Origin of the sequence: Stenotrophomonas sp. ASS1 (assembly GCF_004346925.1) — a bacterium.
Lineage (GTDB): Bacteria > Pseudomonadota > Gammaproteobacteria > Xanthomonadales > Xanthomonadaceae > Stenotrophomonas > Stenotrophomonas maltophilia_A.
The window spans coordinates 4,351,865-4,369,911 of record NZ_CP031167.1 but is presented as its reverse complement, the minus strand read 5'-3'; the positions used below and the strand labels follow the sequence as shown (position 1 = coordinate 4,369,911).

The window sequence follows — 18,047 nt, the reverse complement described above, 5'->3', positions numbered from 1 at the left end:
CGCCCTTCCTGTGGAAGGGAACCGACCCCGGCAGGCTCAGGCGTCGCTGCCGATATCGCTGTGCTCGTCCACCACGGTGTCGTTGCGGCGGTCACGTGCGTTGATGCGCTGCGCCTGCCCATTCACCACGTGGCCATTGGCGGCCTTCTTCTTCTGCTGCTTACGGTACAGCGCGTAGCCGAGCAGGCCTACACCGACCGCAGCGGCGGCCACGGCCACTGCCGGATTGCGGCGCACGAACTTGGTTGCGGCCTTGCCGCCGGTCTTCACTGCGCCGATGGCGGCGCCGGTCTTGATCCAGTCCGCATTGCGCAGGCTGCCACCGGCGCTCTTCAGGCCATCGCCGGCGGTGTGGGCCAGCTCCAGGGCGCGCTCCAGAGCGCGGTCGGTGATTACGGTCAGCTTGCTCATGCGGGGGTCCTTTGCCTCGGGTCGAAGTCCAGTGTCGCGTGTTGCCCGTAAACGGTATGTCAGCCGGGGTGGCACGTGGTGTGACTTTACCGCAGCCATTCAGGATCAGGCAGGGTCCGCAGCCGGCCCCACCGGTCAGGTCCCGCGCGGCTTGGCCCGATGGGTGGCCGTCGCCGTCCACGGGTCATCCGGCCACGGATGGCGCGGGTAGCGGCCCTTCATTTCCTTTTTCACTTCCGCGTAGGTGTTTTCCCAGAAGTTGCGCAGGTCCTGGGTGACCTGCAGCGGGCGGCCACCGGGCGAGAGCAGGTGCAGGGTGAGCGGCACGCGGCCGTCGGCGATGCGCGGCGTGTCGGCCAGGCCGAACAGTTCCTGCAGTTTCACCGCCAGCACCGGCGGCAACGGTTCGCCGTTCTCGCTGTCCAACGCGTAGGTGATCGGCCGCTCCAGCCCGGACGGCACGGTGATGCGGGTGGGTGCATGCCGTTCAACCAGTTGCCGCTGCGACCACTCCAAGGGCGACTTCAGCGCTTCGCCGAAACTGGCCTCGTCCAGCGCATCCAGGCGGCTCTTGCCGGCGAACGCGGGCTGCAGCCAATGCGCGCGCGTGGCCAGCAGGGCGTCGTCGCTGCAGTCGGGCAGGTCCAGCTCCGGCATCCAGCGCCGCAGCGATTCCACCCGTGCCTGCCACTGGCGCAGGCCTTCGGTCCACGGCAGCGCCTGCAGGCCGAGTTCAGCTACCGCGTCGGTCAGGGCCTGCGCGGCGTGCTGCGGATCGACCCGCCCGGCCGAGCGGGTGTCGAGCACGATGCGGTCGAAACGGGTCTCGCGCAGTGCCACCAGGGCGCGACGCTCGCTGTCCCAGCGCACTACGTCCTCGGTCACGAAGCGCTCCGGCCAGGCCTTGCGCAGCTGGCCTTCGTCCACCGGTGCGGCACGCAGCAGCAGCGCGTCGCGTGCCTCGAAGCGCAGTTCACTGGCTACCAGCCACGGCTCGCCACGCAGGTCGCTCAGATCGTGCAGGCGTGCACTGCGACCATTGGCCAGCAGGTAGCGCAGCGGATCGCTGGGGTGCTGGACACCGATGCGGTCCGGGAACGCGTGCGCGAGCAGGTCGCCCATTTCGTGCGCCTCGATGCTGGCCGGTGGTGCGGCCTCGCAGCGCAGGCGGCGACGCCACTGCTTGGCGGCGGCATCGATCGCGGCCAGGCCGCTGCGGTTGGCGTCGCCCGGTGCGCGGCCATTGCGGAATGCCGCCAGCGCACGCCAACGCGCGGCCAGCGCATCACCGCCCTGGCGCAACGGATCGCGCGCCTCCAGCAGGGCGGCCAGATCGGCGGCCAGCGCCTGTGCGCGGGCATGGGGCGCGGCCAGCAGCATCGCCGCCATCCGCGGATGCGTGCCCAGCGCCAGCACACGGCGGCCAAGTGCGGTGATCGCACCGCTGCTGGACAGCGCGCCGAGCCGCTGCAGCAGTTCGCGGGCGGCACCCATCGGGCCGGCCGGTGGCGGATCGAGGAAGCGCAGGTCGCTGCTGCCCCAGGCGGCCAGTTCCAGCGCCAGTCCGGCCAGCTCGACCTGATCGATTTCGGCGCGGCGCTGCGGCTCCAGCCGCTGCGACTGCGGCCACAGCCGCCAGGCCACGCCTTCGGCCACGCGACCGGCGCGACCGGCGCGCTGGTCGGCCGACGCTTGGGCGATGGCCACCACGTCCAGCCGGGTGAAGCCGCTGTTGGGGTCGTAGCGCGGTTCGCGCGCCTGGCCGCTGTCGATCACCACGCGCACGCCGGGCAGCGTCACCGACGACTCGGCGACGTTGGTGGCCAGCACCACGCGCCGACGACCATCACTGGCCGCCTGCAGGACCCGCGCCTGCTGCTCCACCGGCAGTTCGCCGTGCAGGGCCAGCACTTCGACGCCGGCATCCAGCGATTCCTGCAGCCCGGCCTGCACCCGCGCGATCTCGCGCTGGCCGGGCAGGAACACCAGCAGGTCACCGGGATATTCAGCCAGGGCCTGCTGCACCGCGCGGCGAACCTGCAGTTCCAGCGCCTCATCGCGGCGCGCCGGGAAATGGCTGATCGCCACCGGGTAGCTGCGGCCTTCGCTGCTCAGGCGCGGTGCATCGAGGAAGCGGGCCAGCCGCTCACCATCCAGCGTCGCCGACATCACCACCAGGCGCAGGTCATCGCGCAGCTGTGCCTGCACGTCCAGCGCCAGTGCCAGGCCGAGATCACCGCTGAGGTGGCGTTCGTGGAATTCGTCGAACAGGATCGCGCCGACCTCTTCCAGCATCGGGTCGTCCTGCAGCATGCGGGTCAGGATGCCTTCGGTAACCACCTCGATGCGGGTGCGCGACGAGACCTTGTTCTCGAAGCGGATGCGGTAGCCGACGGTGCCGCCCACCTCTTCGCCCAGCTGCCGCGCCATGAACAGCGCGGCGCTGCGTGCGGCGACCCGGCGCGGTTCCAGCAGGATGATCTTCCGCCCCTGCAGCCACGGTGCATCGAGCAGCGCCAGCGGCACCTGGGTGGTCTTGCCGGCGCCGGGCGGCGCCTCCAGCACCAGTCGTGGCTGCGCGGCGAGGTGCTGCTGGATCTGCGGCAGCAGCGGGGAAATCGGGAAGAGCGGGGCGTTCATGTGCAAAGGATAAGGGGCCATGGCAGCCGCAGGTACAATGCGCGGGCACTTTTCCCCCGCGATGACCATGCACCTGATCGATATCGGCGCCAACCTGACCCACGACTCCTTCGACCGCGACCGCGATGCCGTGCTGGACCGCGCACGGCAGGCCGGCGTGGTGCAGATGGTCATCACCGGTGCCAGCCGCGAGCACTCGCCGCTGGCCGTGCAGCTGGCGCAGCAGCACCCGGGCTTCCTGTATGCGACCGCCGGCGTGCACCCGCATCATGCGGTGGAGTACACCGAGGAATGTGATGCCGAGATGCGCGCGCTGCATGACCACCCGGAAGTGGTGGCGGTGGGCGAGTGCGGGCTGGACTACTTCCGTGACTTCTCGCCGCGCCCGGCGCAGCACCGTGCCTTCGAGCGCCAGTTGCAGCTGGCCGCGGACAATGGCAAGCCGCTGTTCCTGCACCAGCGCGACGCGCATGCCGATTTCATGGCACAGATGAAGAACTTCGAAGGTCGCATCGGCCCGGCGGTGGTGCATTGCTTCACCGGCGAACGCGACGAGCTGTTCGACTACCTGAACCAGGACTGGTACATCGGCATCACCGGCTGGCTGTGCGACGAGCGCCGTGGCGCGCACCTGCGCGAACTGGTGAAGAACATCCCGGCCGACCGCCTGATGATCGAGACCGATGCGCCCTACCTGCTGCCACGCACGCTGAAGCCGATGCCGAAGGACCGCCGCAACGAACCGATGTTCCTTTCGCATATCGTGGAAGAACTGGCACGTGACCGTGGCGAGGACGTTGCAGTGACGGCGGCCAATGCCACTGCCGCCACGCGTGCGTTCTTCCGCCTGCCCGACGCGGGTTGATGGGAGTGCCGGCCGCTGGCCGGCAATCAACCGTGGTGCCGGCCAGCGGCCGGCACTACCGGAGCAGGTCGCGCAGGCCCTCACGGTAGCTGGGGAAGCGCGGCTGCCACGCCAGCGCTTCACGCGTGCCACGACTGTCGATGCGCTTGTTGCTCTCGTAGAAGCGCCGTAGCGTCGGGCTGAGTGCAGGGTCGTCCCATGCCACGGCAGGTGGCATCGCAAACCCGCCCAGCTTCGCGGCGAAGGCCAGCACATCCTGCGGTGGTGCCGGCTCGTCATCGCTGGGCAGGTATATCCCCTGCGCAACCGGTCGCTGCATCGCCGCGACGATCACTGCCGCAAGATCCTCTACGTGCAGGCGGTTGAACGCCAGGCCCGGCCGAATCACATGGCGGGCACGGCCCTGTGACAGCTGCAGCAACGCATTGCGCCCCGGCCCGTACAGGCCGGGCAGGCGGAACACCGCCGAAGCGATGCCACGTACCTCTGCAAGCGCACGCCATTGCGCTTCGGCACGCAGGCGCTGCACGCCGGCTGCTTCGGTGGCATCGGCTGCGCTGCGCTCGTCAACCCAGCCGCCGGCCCTATCGGCATACACCGACGTGGACGACAGATAGCCCACCCAGCGCAGTGCCGGGCTGGCCCGCAGAGCCGGCAGCAGCAGGCGCAGTGCCGGGTCGCCCGCGGCATCTGGCGGCACGCTGCACAGCACGGCCTCGGCCTGCGCGACCTCATCGAGCAGGGCGGGCGACGGTGGGGAGTCAGCGTGCAGCTGATGCCGCAGCAGGCCATCGTCCGGCGCCGACGAGGGGTTACGCACCGTGCCGACGACGTGCACGCCCCGCGCCTGCAGATGCGGGGCCAGCACGCATCCGCTCCAGCCCATACCGAGGATCAGCACCCGCATAGGCAGCGCGCCGGCCTGCAACGGGAGGCTCACGCGCCGCGCAGTGCCTGGTAGGCCTGCAGGCTGCTGTAGGCGACCTGCAGCAGCAGGGCTTCCTGGTCGGCCTTGCGTGCACGCGCCAGCATGTCGCCGACGATCTGTTCGGCCTCTACCTGCTGGCCGGCTTCCAGATCCCGCAGCATCGACGCCTTCAATGCCGAGCCCGCCTGGGTAAGGGTGCCGCGTGCGGTGTCCTGCGCGGCATCGGGAATCGGCTCACCGGCAGCTTCGGCCACGGCCAGGCATTCGTCGTACAGGCCACGCACGATCGCCTCGCCATCATCGGTGGCGACGATACTGCCGATATCCGCGCGCAGCAGGCAGGTCGAGGCGGCCAGCGCGGTCAGGAAGGTGTACTTGATCCACTGTTCCTGGCCAATGTGCTCGCTGGCCAGGTGATCGAGGTTGGCCTGCGCACAGGCGGCGGCGAAGGCACGCACGCGTGCGGACGCCGCGCCGCCATCGCGCTCGCCGAAGGTGAGCTTGGCCGGCTTGCCCAAGTGCAGCACGGCGCCGTCGGGGGCCTTGGTGGCGCTGATGAAGCATAGGCCACCGAGCACAGCGTCGCGGCCGAAGCGCAGGTCCAGCGCGTTGTAGTGATGCAGGCCGTTGAGGATCGGCAGCACGGTGGTGTTCGCGCCCACGGCCGGAGCGATGGCATCGATCGAGCTGTCCAGGTCATAGGCCTTGCAGCTGAGGATAACCAGGTCGAACGGCTTCTGTGCGGCAAGCGCGGGCAGGGCGTCGGCGGTGACGTGCTGCACCGGGAAGCTGGCATCACCGAGCGGGCTGCGGATGACCAGGCCATCGCGGTCCAGCTGGGCGGCGCGTGCGGGGCGCACCAGGAAGGTCACATCTACGCCGGCCTGGGCCAGGCGACCGCCGAAGTAACCGCCGGTACCGCCGGCGCCGAGGATCAGGATGCGCATTGCACGTTCACCGTTTTCTGGGGAATCAGGAGTGCGATTGTGCCGGAGATTGCGGCCAACGGCGGAGCCCCTCGTGGTGGTTCGCGGAATGCACTGTTCACTGGGGTTGGCCGGGCGGGTAGGCCGCGCAGGGGACGCTGCAAGTACATCCATGTAAGCTCGGTCGCCGCATCCATGCGGCTCACGCCTCTGCGCAACCTACCCGCCCGGCCACGGACATGTTCCGGGTGCGGCCACCACGGAAGACAGATCAAGAGCGGAAGCGGGTCGCTCGCTGCGCTCGCTCGTGTAGAGCGGTGCTCAGGGTAGTTGTTCGCTGAAGTCTTCGGTGTAGCCCAATAGCAGTGTGGTGCGGGTGGCCAGCGTTGCAGCCAGTTGTGCCCACGTGTCGTGCGTTCCGGCCGCGTAGATGTGCTGCAGGTCCGCGACCAACGCGCTCGCCTCTGCAGGCGACGGTGCGCGGTCGCGCTGGAAACCGAGCCACGATGCGCCGAGTCCGAACAGGCGGTAGTCGTAGCGCTCCTGCAGATACCGGATCAGGGCGTGGTTCTGGAAGATGTCCCAGTCCGCGCTGAAGTAGCCGTTGGGCAGGGCGGCGATCAGCAGGTCATCACGGGTCACGGGCACCTGCTGCACGCAGACCGCGTCATCGATGATGAGATCAGGTGTCGCATTGGCAGCGACCAGCGCCTCGACGTCCTCGTCGCTGCACATCAACGTACCCGCCAGCGCTGTCCACTGCAGCCGATGCGTGGAATGCTCAAGCTGCGCGACGACGTGCGCCAGCAACCGCTCGCGTGCCGCCAACGCATCTTCAGGCGTCGCCGGGTCTTCGTTCTCGTACAGCGCGATGCGCTCGTCGTCGGACGCGTGCATGCTGGTGTAGCGGCACTGGCCGACTTCGTCGAGCGTGCACAGATAACGATGAAGGGGATCAGCCACGTGCAGCGAGGCCAGGCAATCCAGCACCTCATCCAGCATGGGCGAATCGCTCAGCAGGACATGGCTGAACGCATCGATCGGACCATCCGACACGGCCTTGTCCAACGCAATGGAAGTGATCTTCATCGCTACAGCCTAGCCGTAATCCGAAACGAAAAGAGCCAAGCATCGGCTTGGCTCTACAGGGAACGCTTCATCCACGCATGGCATGTATCCATCGTGTCGACCAAGGTCGACACCTACCAACAGCGACCGGAAACTGTCAGGGGTGGGGCGGTGTGGGGGTGCAGGACCGTTGGCGCCATGGATGGCGCCATCGAGCCCCCACGGACGGGTTTACGGCGTGTCCTGCACCCCCACACCGCCCTGCCCAACTCGTGATGCTTCCGCCTTGGCTGTTGCTGTTGCCGGCCAGCGGCCGGCACTACCACTGCAGGTGCAGGGCCGCAGGCCCTGCAGGCACGCCTCAGCTGCGCATGCCCACGCCACGGCGCAGCAACCACAGCGCCAGCGCCGTCAGCACCACCACGAATCCGATCATCAACCCGTAGGCCACCGGCAGCGGCACATCGCTGCTGCCCAGCAGGCCATAGCGGAATGCATTGACCATGTAGAAGATCGGATTCGCGTGCGTCGCGGCCTCGGCCCAGCCCGGCAGCAGCTTCACCGAATAGAACACGCCACCCAGGTAAGTCAGCGGGGTCAGGATGAAGGTCGGCACGATCGCCACGTCATCGAACTTCTTCGCATACACCGCGTTGATGAAACCGGCCAGCGAGAAGATCGTCGCACCCAGGATCACCGTGGTCAGCATCACCAGCGGGTGCGGGATGCGCACCGGGGTGAAGAACATCGCGATGATCAGCACGATCACGCCCACCATCAGGCCGCGCAGCACGGCACCGGCCACGTAGCCCCACAGGATCACCCAGTTCGGCATCGGGCTGACCAGCAGCTCTTCCACGTGGCGGCCGAACTTGGCGCCGAAGAACGAGGAGCTGATGTTGCCGTAGCTGTTCTGGATTACGCTCATCATCACCAGGCCCGGCACGATGAACTGCATGTAGGTGTAGCCGCCCATGTCCCCCACGCGCGACCCGATCAGGTTGCCGAAGATCAGGAAGTACAGGGTCATGGTGATCGCCGGCGGCACCAGGGTCTGGCCCCAGATGCGCATGATGCGGGCGACTTCGCGGCGCACGATGGTCATCAGTGCGACGCGGTTGCGCTGGCCGTCGGTCAGCTCGGTGGTGCTCATGCAGGCTTCTCCAGGTTGCCGGTGAGGCGCACGAACAGCTCCTCCAGGCGGTTGCTCTTGGTACGCATCGAACGCACGCGGATGCCGGACTCGTTGAGCGTGGCGAACACGCGGTTGAGGTCCATCGCGCGCGGCATGTCGATGTCCAGCGTATGCGGGTCCGGCGCGGTCAGGGTCGCGCCTTCGATCACCGGCAGCTGCGCCGGCAGGTCACCGTCGATGTCCAGCAGGAAGCCTTCCACGTCCAGCTTGGCCAGCAGGGTGCGCATCGGTCCCTGCTCGACGATCTGGCCATGGTTGATGATCGCCAGGTGGCGGCACAGGTACTCGGCTTCTTCCAGGTAGTGCGTGGTGAGGATGATCGTGGTGCCGGCGGCGTTGATCTCCTTCAGCACGCGCCACATGTCGCGGCGGATCTCGATGTCCACGCCGGCGGTCGGCTCGTCCAGGATCAGCAGGCGCGGGCGGGTCATCATCGCGCGGGCGATCATCAGTCGGCGCTTCATGCCACCGGACAGCGTACGGCTCATCACCTGTGCCTTTTCCCACAGGTGCGCCCGCTTCAGTTCCTCTTCGGCACGCTGCTCGGCTTCCTCGCGCGGCACGCCATAGAAACCGGCGTAGTTCACCAGGATGTCGAAGGGCTTTTCGAACAGGTTGAAGTTGATTTCCTGCGGCACCAGCCCGATCAGGCGCATGGTGGCGCTGCGGTTGCGCACCAGGTCGCTGCCGAACACTTCCACCTGGCCCTCGCTGAGGTTGACCAGGGAGCTGATGATGCCGATCAGGGTGGACTTGCCGGCACCGTTGGGGCCGAGCAGGGCGAAGAAGTCGCCCGGGGCCACTTCCAGGGAAACGCCCTTCAGGGCCTGGGTGCCGTTGTCATAGGTTTTGCGCAGGTCGCGCACGCGCAGGGCGGGCGCCGTATCGTTCTGGGATGCCAAGCTCGAAGCCTTCGCGCCCATGGGCTGGCGCTGGAGAGGGGCGGGGAGGGGCTATTATAGAAGACCCCGAGGGCTTGCCCCGGCTACACACTGTCCCGAAAAGTCGTGCCTGTTCAATTCCCCCTCAAGCTGGTCGGCTGCCGCATGCTGGCCCCGACCGTCGGCCACTACCAGTTCGTGCGTGACGATGGGCAGCCGCTGGATTTCCAGCCCGGCCAGTTCATCCAGGTCCATTTCAGCTACGCCGACGGCACCGAAACCAAGCGCAGCTACTCGCTGGCGACCATCCACGACCACGCGCTGGGCCCGGGCGAGGCGGTGGATATCGCGGTCAGTTTCGTCCCCGGTGGCGCCGCCACGGCCCTGTTCGAGGCGCTGGAGCAGGGCGGCCAGATCAGTGCGTCCGGCCCCTATGGCCGGTTCTGCCTGAATCCCGGTGACCACAATGCCCGCTACCTGCTGATCGCCACCGGCACCGGCGTTACCCCGTACCGCTCGATGCTGCCGCTGCTGGAAAAGGCCATGGCCGAGCGCGGGGTGCAGATCGTGCTGCTGCAGGGCGCGCGCAGCCCGGGTGAGCTGCTGTACAGCGAAGATTTCTACAGCTTCGCCGAAAAGCACCCGAACTTCCGTTATGTTCCATGCCTGTCGCGCGAACTGCCGGCTGATCCGCATCCGGACGTGCAGCACGGCTACGTGCAGCAGGCGCTGGCCGGCTTCACCCCGGACCCGGCCACCGACATTGCCTACCTGTGCGGCAACCCGGACATGGTCGACGCCTGTGCCGAACTGCTGAAGGCCGCTGGCCTGGGCAACCCGCAGATCCGCCGCGAGAAGTACGTCAGCAGCAAGTAAGCCTGCGTAGTGCCGGCCGCTGGCCGGCAACCGCGTGGACCCTGGTAGTGCCGGCCGCTGGCCGGCAGCCCATGAACCAGGGGCGGCATCACGCCGCCCCCGGTGTCCTGCCTCAGTACGCGATCCAGGCGTCGCGCCACGCATAGCCGGTGCCCGGACGATAGGCATCGGCATTGATGTTGCACCAGGCGCCTTCCGGGAACGGGCGGCAGGCATACAGCTTGCCGTCAGTGCCCTTCACCACGGTCTCGCCCGGCTTGTAGTTGCTGAGGCCGGCCGGGTACACGAAGTCGAAGTCGCCGCCCGGCGGATCGACCGGATCGATCGGGCCCGGCCCCGGCACCTGGGTTTCCAGCTGGAAGCGGTTGCCCGGCTTCAGGTACACGCGGTTGTCGGTGGCCGAGGCGACCGGCGTGATCACGCCGTTCTTCATCACGCCCACGCGCGCATGCTGTGCACTGGCATTGACCTTGCGGGCCAGGGCCAGCGGCCACTGCGTCGGGCTGGTCTGGCCAGCGGCCAGCTTGGTTTCCACGCGCTCCAGATCGTTGCCGTTGGCATTGAACACACGCAGGGTCACGGTGCTGTCCACGTCCAGTGCGCCATTGGCGGTCACCGCGCCGGCATCCTGCCACTGCGGCGGCGGAACCACGCCACCGCCACCTTCGAAGCGCACGTCCATGCAGGTGTAGAAGGCTTCCTGCGAATCCGAGCGCTGCCAGGTGTTGTAGATGATGTGCTGGCCAGTGCGCTTGGGCAGCGGGCAGTCCAGCTTGTAGACACCGCCTTCGGATAGCGGCACGTTGCCCAGGGTGCAGAATTCCTGCAGGTCGGCCCAGCGCAGCGGGCTGCCCGGCTGCCAACCGTCACGGGTGACGTAGAACTTCCACTCGCGGGTGGCGTGCGGCGCCGGCGCCAGGAATTCGAAGGTGTAGCGGCCACGCGAATCGGCGCGCACCGGCGTGGTCGGCCAGTCGCTGCGATTCAGATCGAGGCCGCGGTACTTGGGGATGCTGGCGCTGCACAGCTCGCCATCGCGCACCAGGTCGCGGTGGTTGCCATTGGCGTTGCCGTGGGCGATCGCGCTCCAGTCATAGAACGGCTGCGCGCCGCCGATGGCCTTGGCCGCGGCACAGGCCGGGTTGGTCGGGTTTTCCGGATTGCCTTCGTGGCACTGCTTCACGCGGCTGAGCGGCTTGGACATGGTGCCGTGGGCGAGGGCGCTGCCGGACAGAGCCAGGCCGGCAACGACGGACAGAGCGAGGACTGCCCGGTGGGACAGATGCATGCAGGAACTCCTTTGCGAAGTGTGGGAAACCTCGCGCAGTCTTCACATGCAGGGCCGTCGGCAACATCGGACAAGTTTGAAATCGATGGCGGCTGTGTTCGATCTGCAACACGGTGCTCTCTGTGCCGCCATCCGGGCGAAAGGCGGTGCACTGTGCACCGCCTCCCGCATCACTGCCTCAGTACGCGATCCACGCATCGCGCCATGCTGCACCCACGCCCGGCCGGTAGGCTTCGGCGTTGACGTTGCACCATGCACCTTCCGGGAACGGGCGGCAGGCATACAGCTTGCCGTCGCCGCCCTTCACCACGGTCTGGCCCGGCACGTAGCTGCCGATACCGGCGGGATACACGTGGTCGAAATCACCGCCCGGTGATGGCGTGCCGGGGTCGGGCACCTGGGTATCGAGCTGGAAGCGGTTGCCATCCTTCAGGTACACGCGGTTGGCGGTGGCCGAGGCCGTCGGTGTGATCACGCCATTGCTGAGCACACCCACGCGTGCGTGCTGGGCGCTGGTATTGACCTTGCGGGCCAGCGCCAACGGCCACTGCGCGGCCGCAGTCTGGCCACTGGCCAGGGTCGCTTCCACGCGTTCGACATCATTGCCGTTGGCGTTGAACACGCGCAACGCCAGGGTGGCGCCGACCGGCAGCTCGCCGCGCGCGGTGACCGGGCCGGCATCCTGCCACTGCGCTGCGGGCGGGGTGCTGCCACCGCCTCCTTCAAAGCGCACGTCCATGCAGGTGTAGAACGCTTCGGTCGAATCCGAGCGCTGCCAGGTGTTGTAGATCACATGCTGGCCGCTGCGCTGTGGCAGCGTGCACTGCAGCTTGTAGGTGCCATCGGCCGACAGCGGCGTGTTGCCCAGCGTGCAGAACTCCTGCAGATCGGCCCAGCGCAGCGGGCTGCCCGGTTGCCAGCCGTCGCGGGTGACGAAGAAGCGCCAGTCACGCGTGGCGTGCGGCGCGGTCGCCTTGAACACGAAGGTGAACTTGCCGCTGGCGTCTGGCTGGATCGGTGTGGTCTGCCAGTCGCTGCGGTTAACATCCAGCCCGCGGAAGGTCGGGTTGTTGCCGCTGCACAGCTTGCCATCGGGCACCACGGCCTGGTGGTTGCCGTTGGCATTGGCCTGGTTGATGCCATTCCAGTCGTAGAACGCCTGCGAACCGCCCACCGCTTTCGCGGCGGCGCAGGCCGGGTTGGTCGGGTTCTCCGGATTGCCCTGGAAACAGGCATAGACGCGGCTGACCGGTGTGGTCATGGTGCCGTGGGCGAATGCGTTGCCGGCCAGGCACAGGCCCGCAGCGGCGAACGAGGTGGCCAGCAACAGCGGTGTGGATCGGAATGACATGGCGCTTCCTTGTGGTCGTCGAAAGAGAACGGTGACCGCAGGAGCTGCGCTGCACGGCGGACTTTCGGCGGCACCACGGCGAGTATCGAGTCGCGATGCAGGCTGAGGAACCACCGAAGCGCCGATCCGTGACTGGGGGTGTGAAGCCCTTCCCGCAGGCTTCACGTGGGGCTGAACGGATGCGTTGGCGGTCACGGGATCGGCGTGGCATCGATCACGTCGTGGAGATCCTGCTACGTCGGCGCCATACCCACTCGATCTGCCTGGCACGAGAAGCAGCCGTGGGCCGCGTTGTGCAGTTGCACGAAGGCCACGGCAGGGTCGGCAAACAGCGCGTCCAGCCGGGCGGCAACATCAGTGCCCGCGCTGATCTCTGCGGCCAGCATCAATGCAGCGTGGTCATAGGCGCGCAACGAGATCGTACGGCGCTGTACATAGGCGGGTACCTCACCCGGCGGCAGCACGCAGCGCGTTACGCCACGCTGCACGAAGATCGGGCCCGAGGCGTGATAGGGCGAGTGCAGCGGCAGGTGCACATGGGACAACAGCAGCAGCTCGCTGCCGCTGGGCGGATCGCTCAGGCCGATCCGGCAGGGGTGTCCTCCTGTTTCGCCGGCCCAGCGACGCTGGATGCCCAGCGCAGCCAGCGCGGTGTCACTCTTCTCGAACAGGTGCTGGAAGGGGCGGTGGTCGAGGCCACCGAGGTACCACGCATGCATGGGCGTCTCCTTGGTTTTCCCCGGATTCTGCGCACGCACCGGCCGTCATGCTCGCCGTTTTCAGACCCGGCATCGCCATCGGGCCAGGCCGTGCCACGGGGATCGCACCGCAAGGCGCTAAGATGCGCGCGCCGCCCCGGCCGATGAGCGCCGCATGTCCCTGGATTTCCCCACCATCACCGTGCTTGGCTTCCTGCTCTGCATCGGCATCGCCGTGGGGTTCTCATTGCTGCTTGTGGTGCTGCGCGGGCAACCGGTGCTGCGCCTGTGGACCGCCAGCCTGTGGCTGCTGACCCTGGGCGTGACCCTGCTTGCGCTGCGCCCCTACCTGCCGTTGGTGCCGGTCATACTGGCCGGGAATGCGGCGATGGCCGGCTGCGCGGTGCTGATGCTGCGCGGCGTGGCGCTGCATCTGGAACAGCCGCTGCCGCTGTGGCGGCCGTTGTTGATGGCAGCCGCGTTCATGGCCTGCATCTTCGCCTTCCTGGTGCTCTGGCCGGACCTGGGCGTGCGCCTGCAGGTGTTCAGTGTGTTCACGCTGCTGGTCGATGGCTGGATCGCATGGCTGCTGCTGCGGCATGCCCCCGTGCAGCAGCGCACCAGCTGCCGTCTGGCGGCGGCGGTGTTCCTGGCCGAGGCGGCACTGTACGCGGTGCGCCTGTTCCTGCCGGTGGCGCCCGATGCCGGTGAGGACATCATGCGCACCGGCACGCCGATGTTCGTCACCTACATTGCCGGGGTGATGCTGGAGCTGGCGCGATGTTTCGCGATGGTGCTGCTGCTGGTCGAGCGCATGCTGGTCGATCTGCGGCGTGCGGCACGCACCGATGGCCTGACCGGGCTGCTCAACCGCAGCGCGGTGCTGGCCGATGGCCAGGCGCAGTTGCAGCGGCTGCGTCGGCAGGGCCGGCCGCTGGCCCTGTTGCTGGTCGACGTCGATCACTTCAAGCAGATCAACGACCGCTGGGGCCACCTGGCCGGTGACCAGGTACTGCGTCACTTCGCTGCGCTGCTGCAGCATGGTTTGCAGGGCCACGACACGCTGCTGGGCCGCTACGGTGGCGAGGAGTTCGTGCTGGTGCTGGCCGGCAGCACACAGGGTGAAGCGATGGCATGGGCCGCCGCGATCCGTACCGCTCTGCAGCAGAAGCCGGCGCGGCTGGGCACCGGGCCGGTGACGGTCACCGCCAGCATCGGCCTGGCCATGGACGACGGCCATGGCGACCTGTCCACGCTGCTGGCAGCGGCGGATGCGGCGCTGTACCGGGCCAAGGCCGCAGGCCGCGACCGCCTGGCCTGCGCCACGCCGGCGGAGATTTCGCGTCTGCCCATCGCCGACGACGCCGTGCCCGTGTAAGTTGAGTCACATCTTCCGCGGCAGCCCGTCGTGGTTGCCAGGAACGTCCTCCAGGGGAAACGAGCACGATGCAAAGACACCACCTCGCGTTGGCCGCAACGTTGGCCAGCCTGATGCTTGCCGGTTGCAGCCAGTCACCATCACCCGGTGCCGAAAGCGCCAGCGATGCACCCAGCCGCCGTTTCGGCACGATCGACTTCCAGCCCTGCACGCTGTCCACCGAAGGCGCCAGCGCCAACGTGGAAGCGCAGTGCGCCACCCTGCAGGTGCCGGAAGACCGGGCCCAGCCCGATGGCCGACGCATTGGCCTGCGCATCGCCTGGCTGGAATCGGGCAGCAGCGGCTCCAGCCAGCCCGATCCGGTGTTCTTCCTGGCCGGTGGCCCCGGCCAGGCGGCCAGCGAAGTGGCGGTCATCGTCGATACCGCGCTGCGCCAGGTGCGCAAGCAGCGCGACATCTTCCTTGTCGACCAGCGGGGTACCGGCGGCTCCAACCCGCTCAGCTGCCTCGGCGCGGACGGCAAGGACCTGCAGATGGACGAGGACGCCGCTCCCACCGAGGCGTCGCTGCGCGACTACGCGCAGCGCTGCGCGGCCTCGCTGCAGGGGCGTGCCGATGCCCGCTTCTACACGACCACCGAAGCCATCGCCGACCTGGATGCGGTACGCCAGGCCTTGGGCGTGGACCGGATCAACCTGGTCGGCGGCTCCTACGGTACCCGCGTGGCCCAGCGCTATGCCGGTGCCTATCCGCAGCACACCCGCAGCATCGTCATCGATGGCGTAGTGCCCAACGAACTGGTGGTGGGCGGTGACTTCGCCACGACGTTCGAGGATGCGATCGCCCTGCAGTCGGCGCAGTGCCGCAAGGATGCCGCCTGCAGCAAACGCTTCCCGACCGACACCCGCGCGCAGCTGCGCAGCGTGGTCGAGACCCTGCGCCGTGCGCCGGTCTCGGTGGAGTATCGCGACCCCGGCACCAACCAGACCCGGCAGGATGTGCTGAGTCCGGACAGCGTGATCGGCCTGGCGTTCGCCTTCTCCTATGTGCCGCAGTATTCCTCGCTGCTGCCGCTGGTGCTCGATGAAGCCGCGCACGGCCGCTATGCACCGCTGGCGTCGCTGGCACGCGGTGCGAACCGCAGCATGGATTTCCAGATCAACCGAGGCATGCAGTGGTCGGTGATCTGCAGCGAGGATGCGCCGCGCTACAAGGCGCCGGCCGAGGACCCGGAGCGACTGTTCGGCAACGACGTGGCCAGCGCCTTCTTCGCGGCCTGCCCGGTATGGCCGCACCAGCCGGCGCCAGCGGCCAATGCCGTGCCGCTGCGCAGTGACGTACCGGCGCTGCTGCTGTCCGGTGAACTCGACCCGGTGACACCCCCGCGCTATGCCGAGCAGGTCCTCAAGGGCCTGCCGAATGGCCGCGCGCTGGTCGCCCGCGGCCAGGGCCACGGCACGCTGAGTGCCGGCTGCATGCCGCGCCTGCTCGGCCAGTTCATCGACAAGACCGATGCCAAGGCGCTGGATGCCGGCTGCCTGGACACGCTGAGCTACGTGCCGGCGTTCACCTCGTTCAACGGATGGGAACCATGATCGTCGCCGACAACCTGCACAAGGCTTTCGACACCCGCACCGGCCGCATCCAGGCGGTCTCCAACGTCGGCTTCCTCGCCGAGGACGGCCGCATCACCGGCCTGCTGGGCCCCAATGGTGCCGGCAAGACCACCACCATGCGCATGCTGTACACGCTGATGACCCCGGACCAGGGCAGCATCAGCGTCGATGGTGTCGATGCCGCACGCAATCCGGTGGAAGTACGCCGCCACCTTGGCGTGCTGCCCGATGCGCGTGGCGTCTACAAGCGCCTGACCGCGCGCGAGAACATCGCCTACTTCGGCGAGCTGCACGGCCTGTCGGCCGAGTGCATCCGCGAACGCATCGAAGTGCTGTCGCATGCCCTGGACATGGGTGACATCCTCGACCGCCAGACCGATGGCTTCTCGCAGGGCCAGCGGACCAAGACCGCGATCGCCCGCGCGCTGGTGCACGACCCGCGCAACGTCATTCTGGATGAGCCGACCAACGGCCTGGACGTGATGACCACGCGCGCACTGCGCCGCTTCCTGCTGGGTCTGCGCGAAGAGGGCCGCTGCGTGATCCTGTCCAGCCACATCATGCAGGAGGTGGCCGCGCTGTGCGATCACATCGTGATCATCGCCAAGGGTACGGTGATGGCGGCCGGCAGTGCCGATGAGCTGCGCGCGCAGGCCGGCGAATCCAACCTGGAAGACGCGTTCGTGAAACTGATCGGCAGCGAAGAGGGCCTGCACGCATGAGCATGATGTCGACCCTGATGACGGTGATGCGCAAGGAGCTGCGCGATCTTTCCCGTGATCGCCGTACGCTGCTGCTCACCCTGCTGTTCGGGCCGCTGCTGTACCCGGTGCTGCTGCTGGGCATGGGCAAGCTGGCCGAGAGCCGGGTACGCACCCAGATCGAACAACCGCTGCAGATTCCGACCATCGGTGCGGAGAACGCCCCCAATCTGGTGCGTTTCCTCGCCGCGCAGGGGCTGAATACCGCGCCGGCACCGAAGGACCTGGCCGAGGCCATCCGCAGCCAGGAGATCGACGTGGCGCTGCGCATCAGCGATGACTTCGGCAAGGACTGGGCCGATGGCAAGCCGGCGCTGGTGGAGGTGATCAACGACAGTACCCGTCGTGCCGCCGAAGTGCCCAGCGCACGTCTGGAGGCGGCACTGGCCACCTACAACGGCCAGGTCGGCGCGCTGCGATTGATGGCGCGTGGCATCGACGCGCAGGTGGCGCGGCCGCTGGACGTGGCACGCCAGGACCTGGCCAGTGCCGAAGCCAAGCGCGGCATGATCCTGTCGATGCTGCTGCCGGTGCTGCTCACGCTGACCTCGTTCATCGGCGGCGCCTATCTGGTGATGGATGCCACCGCCGGCGAGCGCGAGCGGCAGTCACTGGAACCGCTGCTGGCCACGCCCGGCTCGCGCAGCGCGATCGTCAGCGGCAAGATCGCGGCTGCCTGCGTGGTCGGGTTCGTATCGCTGCTGTTGACCCTGGTGGCGTTCAAGGTGAGCGCACAGATCGCGCCCGGCAACATCGGCCGCCAGTTCAACATGAACGTCGGTTCGATGCTGCAGATGCTGCTGGTGATGTTGCCGATGCTGATGATCGGCACCTCGCTGCTGACCTTCCTGTCGGCCGCGGCCAAGAGCATGAAGGAAGCGCAGAGCCACATGACCTGGCTGATGCTGCTGCCGATGATGCCCGGTTACGCATTGGTGGCCTATCCGCTGAAGAGCGAGCTGTGGCAGTACGCGGTGCCGTTCCTGTCGCAGAACCAGATGCTGTTGAAGGTGATCCGCCACGAGACCATCACGCCGTCGGTCTGGGCCATCTATCTCGGTGCCAGCCTCGGCCTGGCCGCACTGCTGTGGTTCGCCGCCGTGCGCCGTTACCACAACGAGCGCCTGGCGATCTCGGGCTGACTGCCACTGGTAGTGCCGGGCCG

16 protein-coding genes are annotated in these 18,047 nt (G+C 67.8%); 6 read left to right on the top strand and 10 right to left on the bottom strand.

All coding sequences use genetic code 11. From position 1 onward, the window contains the following. Window positions 1–36: 36 nt before the first annotated feature. Window positions 37–411 carry a hypothetical protein gene (locus MG068_RS20165; protein ID WP_019336760.1) on the bottom strand — a complete coding sequence of 125 codons (375 nt, stop codon included), beginning with the start codon at window positions 409–411 and terminating at the stop codon, window positions 37–39. Between the two features lie 135 nt (window positions 412–546). Then, complete coding sequence (gene hrpB / locus MG068_RS20160) at window positions 547–3,051, bottom strand: ATP-dependent helicase HrpB (protein WP_132811005.1); 2,505 nt, start codon at window positions 3,049–3,051, stop codon at window positions 547–549. Window positions 3,052–3,118: 67 nt separating this feature from the next. Between hrpB and MG068_RS20155 the strand changes: the two genes are divergently transcribed. Continuing rightward, window positions 3,119–3,916, top strand: coding sequence for a TatD family hydrolase (locus MG068_RS20155; protein ID WP_132811166.1), 798 nt, complete (start codon window positions 3,119–3,121; stop codon window positions 3,914–3,916). Window positions 3,917–3,971: 55 nt separating this feature from the next. Here the strand turns inward: MG068_RS20155 and MG068_RS20150 are convergent, their stop codons facing one another. From MG068_RS20150 to MG068_RS20130, 5 genes are all read right to left on the bottom strand, one after another. Then, window positions 3,972–4,823, bottom strand: a complete 852-nt coding sequence (locus MG068_RS20150) for a Rossmann-fold NAD(P)-binding domain-containing protein (RefSeq protein WP_206138731.1) — start codon at window positions 4,821–4,823, stop codon at window positions 3,972–3,974. A 29-nt stretch (window positions 4,824–4,852) separates the two neighbouring features. After that, complete coding sequence (panE, locus tag MG068_RS20145) at window positions 4,853–5,791, bottom strand: 2-dehydropantoate 2-reductase (RefSeq protein WP_132811003.1); 939 nt, start codon at window positions 5,789–5,791, stop codon at window positions 4,853–4,855. A 300-nt stretch (window positions 5,792–6,091) separates the two neighbouring features. Continuing rightward, window positions 6,092–6,859 (bottom strand): hypothetical protein, encoded by a 768-nt coding sequence (locus MG068_RS20140; RefSeq protein WP_132811002.1) that lies wholly within the window; start codon window positions 6,857–6,859, stop codon window positions 6,092–6,094. 340 nt (window positions 6,860–7,199) lie between these two features. Then, window positions 7,200–7,991 (bottom strand): ABC transporter permease, encoded by a 792-nt coding sequence (locus MG068_RS20135; RefSeq protein ID WP_010482250.1) that lies wholly within the window; start codon window positions 7,989–7,991, stop codon window positions 7,200–7,202. Beyond that, window positions 7,988–8,956, bottom strand: coding sequence for an ABC transporter ATP-binding protein (locus MG068_RS20130; protein ID WP_049400895.1), 969 nt, complete (start codon window positions 8,954–8,956; stop codon window positions 7,988–7,990). The genes MG068_RS20135 and MG068_RS20130 overlap by 4 nt, the downstream gene beginning before the upstream one ends. 84 nt (window positions 8,957–9,040) lie before the next feature. On the opposite strand from MG068_RS20130, the gene MG068_RS20125 reads away from it, so the two are divergent. Next, window positions 9,041–9,790 (top strand): ferredoxin--NADP reductase, encoded by a 750-nt coding sequence (locus MG068_RS20125; protein ID WP_024958208.1) that lies wholly within the window; start codon window positions 9,041–9,043, stop codon window positions 9,788–9,790. 112 nt (window positions 9,791–9,902) lie between these two features. Here the strand turns inward: MG068_RS20125 and MG068_RS20120 are convergent, their stop codons facing one another. From MG068_RS20120 to MG068_RS20110, 3 genes are all read right to left on the bottom strand, one after another. Further along, on the bottom strand, window positions 9,903–11,078 hold the full coding sequence (locus MG068_RS20120; RefSeq protein WP_132811001.1) for a lytic polysaccharide monooxygenase: 1,176 nt from the start codon (window positions 11,076–11,078) through the stop codon (window positions 9,903–9,905). A gap of 178 nt (window positions 11,079–11,256) precedes the next feature. Beyond that, on the bottom strand, window positions 11,257–12,429 hold the full coding sequence (locus MG068_RS20115) for a lytic polysaccharide monooxygenase (RefSeq protein WP_132811000.1): 1,173 nt from the start codon (window positions 12,427–12,429) through the stop codon (window positions 11,257–11,259). A gap of 233 nt (window positions 12,430–12,662) precedes the next feature. Continuing rightward, window positions 12,663–13,148, bottom strand: coding sequence for a DUF1203 domain-containing protein (locus MG068_RS20110; protein ID WP_132810999.1), 486 nt, complete (start codon window positions 13,146–13,148; stop codon window positions 12,663–12,665). A gap of 154 nt (window positions 13,149–13,302) precedes the next feature. Here MG068_RS20110 and MG068_RS20105 point away from each other — a divergent pair, with 154 nt between their 5' ends. The 4 genes from MG068_RS20105 (at window position 13,303) to MG068_RS20090 (ending at window position 18,024) form a co-directional block, all read left to right on the top strand. Continuing rightward, window positions 13,303–14,505 (top strand): GGDEF domain-containing protein, encoded by a 1,203-nt coding sequence (locus MG068_RS20105; RefSeq protein WP_132810998.1) that lies wholly within the window; start codon window positions 13,303–13,305, stop codon window positions 14,503–14,505. A gap of 68 nt (window positions 14,506–14,573) precedes the next feature. Beyond that, on the top strand, window positions 14,574–16,100 hold the full coding sequence (locus MG068_RS20100) for an alpha/beta hydrolase (RefSeq protein ID WP_132810997.1): 1,527 nt from the start codon (window positions 14,574–14,576) through the stop codon (window positions 16,098–16,100). Beyond that, window positions 16,097–16,843, top strand: a complete 747-nt coding sequence (locus MG068_RS20095) for an ABC transporter ATP-binding protein (RefSeq protein ID WP_132810996.1) — start codon at window positions 16,097–16,099, stop codon at window positions 16,841–16,843. The genes MG068_RS20100 and MG068_RS20095 overlap by 4 nt, the downstream gene beginning before the upstream one ends. After that, complete coding sequence (locus MG068_RS20090) at window positions 16,840–18,024, top strand: ABC transporter permease (protein ID WP_132810995.1); 1,185 nt, start codon at window positions 16,840–16,842, stop codon at window positions 18,022–18,024. Before MG068_RS20095 ends, MG068_RS20090 begins: the two co-directional genes overlap by 4 nt. Window positions 18,025–18,047 lie beyond the last annotated feature (23 nt).